The 8,842-nt window shown below is 37.2% G+C and carries 7 protein-coding genes; 4 read left to right on the forward strand and 3 right to left on the reverse strand.

Annotated elements, in window-relative coordinates:
* Positions 1 to 157 precede the first annotated feature (157 nt).
* The 3 genes from KO502_RS10395 to KO502_RS10405 all read right to left on the reverse strand — a co-directional run bounded on the left by KO502_RS10395 (position 158) and on the right by KO502_RS10405 (position 2,993).
* Positions 158 to 838, reverse strand: a complete 681-nt coding sequence (locus KO502_RS10395; protein WP_216022508.1) for a DUF2726 domain-containing protein — start codon at positions 836 to 838, stop codon at positions 158 to 160.
* 383 nt (positions 839 to 1,221) lie between these two features.
* Positions 1,222 to 1,866 (reverse strand): dUTP diphosphatase, encoded by a 645-nt coding sequence (locus tag KO502_RS10400; RefSeq protein ID WP_216022509.1) that lies wholly within the window; start codon positions 1,864 to 1,866, stop codon positions 1,222 to 1,224.
* A 65-nt stretch (positions 1,867 to 1,931) separates the two neighbouring features.
* Positions 1,932 to 2,993 (reverse strand): helix-turn-helix domain-containing protein, encoded by a 1,062-nt coding sequence (locus tag KO502_RS10405; protein ID WP_216022510.1) that lies wholly within the window; start codon positions 2,991 to 2,993, stop codon positions 1,932 to 1,934.
* 167 nt (positions 2,994 to 3,160) lie between these two features.
* Between KO502_RS10405 and KO502_RS10410 the strand changes: the two genes are divergently transcribed.
* The 4 genes from KO502_RS10410 to KO502_RS10425 all read left to right on the forward strand — a co-directional run bounded on the left by KO502_RS10410 (position 3,161) and on the right by KO502_RS10425 (position 8,699).
* The gene (locus KO502_RS10410) at positions 3,161 to 5,056 is read left to right on the forward strand and encodes a beta-ketoacyl synthase (protein ID WP_216022511.1); all 1,896 of its coding nucleotides are present in this window, start codon (positions 3,161 to 3,163) and stop codon (positions 5,054 to 5,056) included.
* Between the two features lie 203 nt (positions 5,057 to 5,259).
* Positions 5,260 to 6,114 carry a DMT family transporter gene (locus KO502_RS10415; RefSeq protein ID WP_216022512.1) on the forward strand — a complete coding sequence of 285 codons (855 nt, stop codon included), beginning with the start codon at positions 5,260 to 5,262 and terminating at the stop codon, positions 6,112 to 6,114.
* Positions 6,115 to 6,159: 45 nt separating this feature from the next.
* The gene (locus tag KO502_RS10420) at positions 6,160 to 6,603 is read left to right on the forward strand and encodes a hypothetical protein (RefSeq protein WP_216022513.1); all 444 of its coding nucleotides are present in this window, start codon (positions 6,160 to 6,162) and stop codon (positions 6,601 to 6,603) included.
* Between the two features lie 140 nt (positions 6,604 to 6,743).
* On the forward strand, positions 6,744 to 8,699 hold the full coding sequence (locus KO502_RS10425; RefSeq protein WP_216022514.1) for a DNA topoisomerase III: 1,956 nt from the start codon (positions 6,744 to 6,746) through the stop codon (positions 8,697 to 8,699).
* The last annotated feature ends 143 nt before the right edge of the window (positions 8,700 to 8,842 follow it).

Below are 8,842 nucleotides of genomic sequence, written 5' to 3' on the forward strand. Positions count from 1 at the left end.
CCTCTAAGCCTTTTAACTTTCGCTGAGTGGGAAAGAACTTAATCAACTTGGTATAACCATTACCAGCAAAAAATACTAATAAAAAAACCCGATTAATTATCGGGTTTTGTATATTAAAAATGACTATGAAACAAGCATTAACTTGAGATCGGTTTAATTAATGAGATAACGAAGTAGCTGACATTCCACCTAACTGTCCGGACATTGACGGTATCATAGGAGTTTGTTCTTCAAGCTGCGCTCTTGCAGCTGCTGACGATAGAGCGCCAACAGGTTTATTTCTCGCTCTCACCATAGGCGCAGGAATAACACGCCCTTTCACTTTTGGTTGTGGCGCGTAATTAGCTGTAGTTTTACCAAGTAAGCGGGTGTGAATACAGGTTCTAATTTCTTCTAATGTGTAATTAGCTTTTACTTTAATACGAAGATGGGGAATTGACGCAGCTTCTAAACTACCGCTTACAAACCAATCTTTTTTTATTTTATATCCGCGGCCTTGAGTATCTACCAAATCGATAGCACCAAGTAGCTTCATAGAACTGCGATCACAAATAACAAAGTCTAAGTATTTCGTTGCAGCACTTTTTGCTGCGGCTTGACTAGCACGACTTGAAACACCATTACGAATAGTCACTACGTCACTTAACCTAACGCGATTCAATACTCTATATTGTCCACCTAGCGCTTGCTCAACTAAGTTTTGAAAGTTTTTTTCAGCGGGTGTAAAAATGGCTTTTTTACTATCAAATGGAAAAGGAAAGCTACTATCGTTTAAGCGACTCGCTAGCACAGCAACAATTACCACTAGGGTAATTAAGGCAAATAATATCAGTTCCATATACTTCTCCTAAAATACCAAGTCGATATGTTATGTGTAACAAATCAAATTTATTGGTATAAACAAATTATTGACGCTTTCTTATCACAAACGACAAAAAGCACTACTCATATTGAATAAAGCAAAATATGAGCCAAAAATAATTATTTATTAAGTAAGTATAAATATAGTCAATACTTATTTATTTTCAATAAGTTAAAATCATCTAGAGCCGAGTTAAGATTAACTATTGGTTTATGATTAACTGGTTTATGATTAACAACGAGAGGTAATAATTTTTAGAAATCGAGAGTTATACAAAAATTACTATATTAAGTACATGTATTGGTAGGTATAGCAAAATAGAAGTACAACAGCTGAAGTTGTACTTCTATTTATATCATTTAAGCAGGGTATTTTTCTTCTAACGCAGCGTATAACTGTTGTTGAAAGTCATCAGCACTTGCATCAAGGGTAGTAACAAGGTTTGCTAGCACTTCGTTATCTTCTTCGCCGTGCCATTCTTTAATATAAGTGCCATCTTTATAGCCATGATCTTGACGGAAGAAGTTTAAAGTATTTTTACCCACATATTGGCGGAATAATTCATCTAAATCCATATTCATTAATGACATACAATCAGCAAGCGCTTTCGCATCAAATGATTTTTTAGTTACCGCAGCAGAAGCTAAGTTTTCAAGGGCTATTTTAAAGTCATCTTCTGCAGTGCCTTGGTGTAACTCTTTTGCTAACTCACGAGCAATTGATAATGCATCATCGCCAGTCATTAAACGTAGACTTAAACCAAAATGAAAAATATCTACTAACTCTAACTGAACTTGTGCAATGTCAATTTCTTGATGTTTCCACCATTTCCAACCATGGTGATCTAACATTTCTGCACATTCAACCCAAATAGCACGATACCATTCATAACCATTTTCACGCCATGTTTCACTAACTCGGCTGTTCATTGCATCTTGCATGGTTAGCATTTGACTAATTTGTTTTTCAGCAATAGAAAGTGCAGTTGATAGTTTTTCGCTCATGGTTCTCTCAAGAATAATGTTAGTAAGTTAATTTTCTGAAATGAAATAGTACTTTATTTTTGTTGTTAACTGAATAGTTTCTTTTTAACCATGGCTCGATACGCTTTCGGTGTTAAACCTAAGTCTTTTTTAAACAATCGAGTTAAATGTCCTTGGTCTTGATAACCAACCTGATCAGCTATTTCTTGTATACTTAAATTACTTGATGACAATAATTCTTTAGCGCTTTCAATACGCAACTGTTGCCAATATTGCGTAGCCCTAACACCTGTTGCTACTTTAAAGCGTCGTGTAAACGAACGCTGACTCATACCAAATTGTTTAGCTATTTCGGTTAGGGTTAATTCGGTATTTAAGTTAGTACGCAACCAAAACTGAATTTCAGCAATCAATTCATCGGCATGCCTATCACCCGCCCCTTCTAAAAACCGTTGATCTTCGTACGGCTTGCGAATTTCATGTGAAAAGTTTCTTTCTACGTTTTGTGCTGCGGCTTTACCATAATGCTGAGCAATTAAGTGCACAATAATATCTGCCAATGCATTTAAACTGGCGGCACAATAAATACGCTCTGATTGGGTAATAAAAAAGTCAGGTTTTATATCTACTTGCGGATAATCACGTTTAAATTGATCAACATAATGCCAATGCGTTGTTGCTGAATGATTATCTAACAAACCTGATTCCGCTAAAAAACAAACTCCTGTACCAACACCAATTAAGGTACTACCTTGCTGCCAACAATCTTTTAACCAAGCAATAAGTTTACGATGATTTTTTAACACAGGACGAGGATTTCGCCATAAACTCGGCACAATAATAATATCTGGCGTAGCAAGTGTTAATGCTGTCTCATTATTTAGAGTGATATCGGCCAACATATTAATACCCGCACGCGATTTAATACTACTAGCAGACTCACTCAAAAACTGCGTAGTTAGTTTTATGGCTGACTTGTCATAACGCTTTGCAAATGCTTCGCCAGCCAATAACATTTCTACAGGTAAGGTAACTCCGGTTGCTAACACATGTGGATAAATCACTAAGTTCACCCGTAAACTATCACGTGAACTACCATGTGAACTACCATATGAATTATTAAACTCATCATTGTTAACTCGTTTCATAACCACTTTAATCACCTTGAAATACAGTTATGGCCATTATTACACATTTTAAGGCTGTTTTGGCTTATTAATATTTCAATAAAAGACTAAAATAGTGCCATCAACGCAATCTAGCTTGCCACAAGAGTTAGATTGTAATTATCTTAATTTTTTAAGTGGATTATCACATGACACGTTTACCTTTAGTTATTGGCATGGGCGGCATAAACGCTGCAGGTCGCACCTCTTTTCATCAAGGTTTTCGCCGTATTGTTATTGACAAATTAAACGCCCAAGCACGCCAAGAAACTTTTGTTGGTTTAGCCAGTTTAATGAACCTTGTTACTAACCAAGAAGCGGGTTTAACTGATGCTGACGGTAATGTGATTAACCCTGCAGATATTGAAAGTATATTTGGTCAACAAATTCTTGATGGTACCTTAATTCGTAAAATAGAAAAAAATCATTTTGATCCAGACGCAACTCACTGGCATCAAAAAATGAACATAACGCCGACTGATAAGATAATTACTTTTGAATTGCGCGCTCGTGATTTACCTAACCCTGTACCAAGTTCATGGATAATTACCGAATTAGCAGACAAAAAAGTCTCTGTTGAAATACCTGAAGAATTAACGGTTATGCATGACACTTACCGTGATAACCCAATAAAAGCCGCAGGACAATTACCTACAGGTTTTGAGCCGGCAGAACTTTATAACAGTCGATACCAACCTCGTGGCTTACAAGCAACTATATTTGCGGCAACTGATGCAATACGCTCAACTGGATTAGAATGGGATGCTATTTTAGACAAAATATCACCTGATGAAGTTGGTACTTACTCCGCATCAATTGCAGGCCAAGTAAATGATGAAGGTTTAGGCGGATTATTAAAAAGTCGTTTACAGGGTTCTCGCGTTAGCACTAAACAATTAGCGCTTGGTTTAAACTCAATGACAACCGACTTTATCAACGCTTATGTTACGGGTAATGTGGGTAAAACCTTTACTAGCACCGGCGCTTGTGCAACTTTTTTATATAATTTACAAACCGCAGTAAACGATATTCAAGCTGGTCGTATTCGTGTTGCTGTAGTCGGTAGTACAGAAGCCGCCATTACCCCTGAAATTGTTGAAGGCTTTGGTAACATGAGTGCTTTAGCTAACGAAGAAGGTTTAAAACGCTTAGACGGTACCGATACTGCAGACCATCGTAGAACTAGTCGCCCATTTGGTCAAAACTGTGGTTTTACCATTGGTGAAGGCGCACAATTTGTTGTGTTAATGGATGACGCCCTTGTTTTAGAAATGGGTGCTAAAGTACTCGCTTCTGTTGCTGATGTCTTTATTAATGCCGATGGCTACAAAAAATCTATTACTGCGCCGGGTCCTGGTAATTATATTACTATGGCTAAATCTGTGGCACTGGCTGAGCAAGTGTTGGGTAAAGAAGCCTTACAAAAACGCAGTTTTATTTTAGCGCATGGCTCAAGTACTCCACAAAACCGTGTAACTGAATCACTAATTTATCATAATATTGCCGAGTGTTTTAATATCGAAAATTGGCCTGTTGCGGCACCTAAGGCCTTTGTTGGTCATACTTTAGGGCCTGCCAGTGGCGATCAAATGGCAATGGCCTTAGGTATTTTCAGCCACAATATTATGCCAGGTATTACTACCATTGATGCTGTTGCTGATGATGTTTATGACCAACATCTTAACATTGCAACAGAGCACTGGGACTGCCCTGATATGGACATTGCCTTTATTAACTCAAAAGGTTTTGGTGGTAATAATGCGACCGCTACAATATTTTCACCTAAAGTAAGCTTAACCATGATGGAGAAACGTTATGGCGCTGAAGCAATGGCAACTTATCAGCAGAAATTAACTTCTGTAGAGCAAGCAAGACAAGTATATTGCGATAATGCCAATAATGGCCAATTTGATTTAATTTACAAATTTGGTGAAGGTCTTATTGACGAAGAACAAATAACCTTAACGCACGACGCTTTAAGTTTTGCTGAGTTTAAAAATGGTATTACCTTACCTAACCAAAACCCGTTTGCAGATATGGTTTAATTATCTGTTAACTTAAAAAACCATTAGCTACCTGTTTATTAATAAAGACGTTAATAGAACTCTTTAAATAAGCAGGTAGTTTTTCTCTATCAAGTTACCCCTACTTTCTATCTTTTAGACCTTACTCTGCACTATAAGGTACTAATAACAAAGTACTATTAACGAAGTACTATTAACAAGGTACAAAGTACAAAGGCATTAAAATGACTCAATTACGTATTGTTCTCATCACTGTATTATCACTTATCGCCTTTGCCGCTAATTCACTTATTGCACGTTATGCGTTAGACCAAACCAATATTGATGAAGCCAGTTTTAGCTTAATTAGAATCGTTTCAGGCGCCCTCTTTTTATGGCTCTATTTAATTATAAAAAAAGACAATTCCGCATTAAAGTCAGGTACTTGGTTTGCTGCTTTGGCATTATTTATTTATGCCGTTAGCTTCACTTATGGCTATAAACTTATTGCTGCTGGTACTGGCGCATTAATTCTATTTGGCTCGGTACAAATAACCATGACATTAGTTGGTTATCGTGAAGGTGAACGCCTTAACGCTACTCAAATCATCGGCTTTTTACTCGCATTTTCAGGGGTTGTGCTACTCATGTTACCTGGTATTGCTGCACCTTCATTTATGGGATCGTTGTTAATGTGTATTTCTGGCGTAGCATGGGGTATTTATACCTTAAAAGGCAGAGGCTCAAATAATCCGACAACGGCAACCGCTGGAAACTTTATTAAAGCTTCTCCGCTAGCTATCATTTTGTGGGTAGGTGTTTACTTGGCTAATGATAATATTATTGTTTTAGATAATACCGGCATGCTGTACGCGTTATTATCAGGAGTTGTTACCTCTGGTATGGGCTATGTACTTTGGTATAGTGTGTTACCTGCACTAAAAGCGACTCAAGCTGCGGTGTTACAGTTAAGTGTGCCATTAATTGTTACGTTAGCCGGATCCTTATTATTAGGCGAAGCGATAACATTACCTATTATTATTGCCTCACTAGCTATAATAATAGGAACCGCTTTAGTGCTAAGATTTAAAAAGAGATAAACCTCAATCAATTTATAAACGCCATAACAGCTTAGTAGGTGCATTATGAAAGTTTTACCTATTATTTTACTGCTCATTATTTGTAGCGGTTGTAGTAAAGAACCTGAATATTATTCTACGCCTACGTTTAAATCCCTCTTCATCAACGGCCTGTTTATTGCCAAGTTAGTCAATAATAAAATTCCCTATCAATTAGATCGTTACATGGGACAAGAATATATTTTAGTGCATGAAAAATTTGAAAACGACGTAATTAAATTGCGAAGCGACACTTTAACTGAGAGTCGTAAACTTGTGTTAATCAATTTAGACAATAAATGCAGCCAAGAAAAATTATCCGAAGCATTTATAAAAAATAAAATTCATCACCAAACCGTGACTAAAGCAGGTATTCCGTCGATAAGAATTACCCACAAAGATAATACTAGTCAAAGCGTAATGAACATTTTAAGTGAAGATTTTTGGCGTTGTGAGCCGAGCGCTTTGTAAAATTCAACTCACCAGCTTCCTTGTTAGCCTCTCCTCAAATAAATACAAACACACAACATCTAAACACAAACTGTACATATAACCAGTAATTGTTTTATACTTAAGTCAGATCACCTTGATAAGCCGATATTGGAACTCGCTTGAAACTCTATATTGCCGAAAAACCCAGTTTAGGACGTGCCATTGCAGCGGCATTGCCTAAGCCACAAAAAAACCATAAAACTCACATAGAGCTAGCTAATGGCGATGTGGTCAGTTGGTGTATCGGCCATATTTTAGCGCAAGCAGATCCCGAAGATTATGACGCTGAATTAAAAAAGTGGCGCATGGAAAACCTGCCAATCGTACCTGAACAATGGCAACTAAAACCTATTAGCCGTACTCGTTCACAGCTCACTGTATTAAGAGGTTTAGTCAAAAAAGCTGATGAGATTATTCACGCGGGTGATCCTGACAGAGAAGGCCAGCTGCTTGTTGATGAAGTAATTGATTACTTAAAAGTAGCTAAAACCAAAAAAGCGAATATTAAACGATTATTGATCAGTGATTTAAACCTAGCTGCGGTAAAGCGCGCACTTAACTCGTTAAAACCGAACAGTGAATTTATTCCTTTGTCTATCTCAGCCTTAGCGCGCTCTCGTGCTGATTGGCTTTATGGAATCAACCTTACTCGTGCTTATACTTTACAAGGTCAAAAAACAGGGTATCACTCTGTATTGTCAGTGGGACGTGTACAAACGCCTTTGCTTGGTTTAGTTGTTAGGCGCGAGCAAGAAATAGCCAACTTTGTCAGCAAACCTTTCTATCAAGTACAAGCACATATCGCCTTAAATCAAGATGAAACGATTGCCTTTACCGCGAAATGGCAACCTAGCGAAAACTGCAAACCTTATTGTGATGAAGAAGGTCGCGTATTAGTTAAGTCGTTAGCTGAGAATGTTGTTAAGCGGATTGAAAACCAACCTGCGAGTGTTGATAATTTAATAAGTGACGAAAAAAAACAAGCAGCGCCACTACCGTTTAACTTATCGCAATTACAAATTAGTGCCGCTAAACAGTTTTCAATGAATGCCAAACTAGTATTGGATGTATGTCAGTCGTTATATGAAAAACATAAACTGATCACTTACCCAAGATCAGATTGCCAATATTTACCTAAAGAACAATTAAAGCAAGCTAAAGGCATTGTAAACACATTAGCGCAATCTTCATTGCCTTGTAATAAACCTGCGCAAGATGCTAATACCGCTTTAGTCAGTAAAGCATGGAATGACAGTAAAATAACAGCGCATCACGCTATTATCCCGACAGAAAAATCTCCCGAGAACGTCAGCTTAAATACCTTTGAAAAGAATATTTATTTATTGATAGTTCGCCAATATTTAATACAGTTTTACCCTGCCTATATCTACCAGCAAACCAAAGTAACTTTACTTATTGCAGGAGGAAAATTTATCAGCCAAGCCAAAACCGAAAAACAACTTGGCTGGAAAGCCCTTTTCCCGCAAAGTAAAAAAAGCCAAACAGTAAAAACAAATACTCAAGGTAAAGAACAAGAAGTTGAACAAAGCTTGCCGCCGTTAACACAAGGGCAAGTCTTACATTGCCAACATGGTGAACTAGTCGAAAAACAAACATCACCACCGCAATCGTTTACCGATGCCACTTTGCTTGCCGCAATGACAGGCATAGCAAGATACGTTAATGATCCTGAAATTAAAAAAGTATTAAAAGACACTGATGGTTTAGGCACAGATGCAACACGCGCCGGTATTATTGATTTATTATTTAAACGTGATTTTTTAAAACGTCAGGGTAAATCAATCATCGCGACAGAAGTTGGCGTTGCATTAATAAATGCTTTACCTGAAATGGCAACCTTGCCAGATATGACAGCGCAATGGGAAGCAACATTAACTGCAATTAGTGAGAAAAAAGCAAGTTACACAAGCTTTATGCAACCGTTAACTCATACGGTAACTGATATGGTATATGGTGCTAGTCAGCAATCCTTCGCTGGGTTACCTAAAGTAGCTTTTAAACCTAAACGCGGTAAAAGAAGTTTTCAAAAGAAGCGAGTTAGTAAGGCGAGCTAATAACTTTTATAACTCTTTATATTACTCCTCAGAACCTAACGTTAGCTATTGAATATAAAGATAATTTACCTATGATTTTTTTAGAAAGAATATTACCCAAGCTAAATATAATACCAATTTGATTAAGTTCTTTCCCACTCAGC

The organism is Colwellia sp. E2M01 (assembly GCF_018860585.1).
Lineage (GTDB): Bacteria > Pseudomonadota > Gammaproteobacteria > Enterobacterales > Alteromonadaceae > Colwellia.

Excerpts from the sequence above, each read along its gene's own strand:
- KO502_RS10395 (WP_216022508.1), bottom strand. The coding sequence starts at position 838 with ATGGAACTGATATTATTTGCCTTAATTACCCTAGTGGTAATTGTTGCT.
- KO502_RS10400 (WP_216022509.1), bottom strand. The coding sequence starts at position 1,866 with ATGAGCGAAAAACTATCAACTGCACTTTCTATTGCTGAAAAACAAATT.
- KO502_RS10405 (WP_216022510.1), bottom strand. The coding sequence starts at position 2,993 with ATGAAACGAGTTAACAATGATGAGTTTAATAATTCATATGGTAGTTCA.
- KO502_RS10410 (WP_216022511.1), top strand. The coding sequence starts at position 3,161 with ATGACACGTTTACCTTTAGTTATTGGCATGGGCGGCATAAACGCTGCA.
- KO502_RS10415 (WP_216022512.1), top strand. The coding sequence starts at position 5,260 with ATGACTCAATTACGTATTGTTCTCATCACTGTATTATCACTTATCGCC.
- KO502_RS10420 (WP_216022513.1), top strand. The coding sequence starts at position 6,160 with ATGAAAGTTTTACCTATTATTTTACTGCTCATTATTTGTAGCGGTTGT.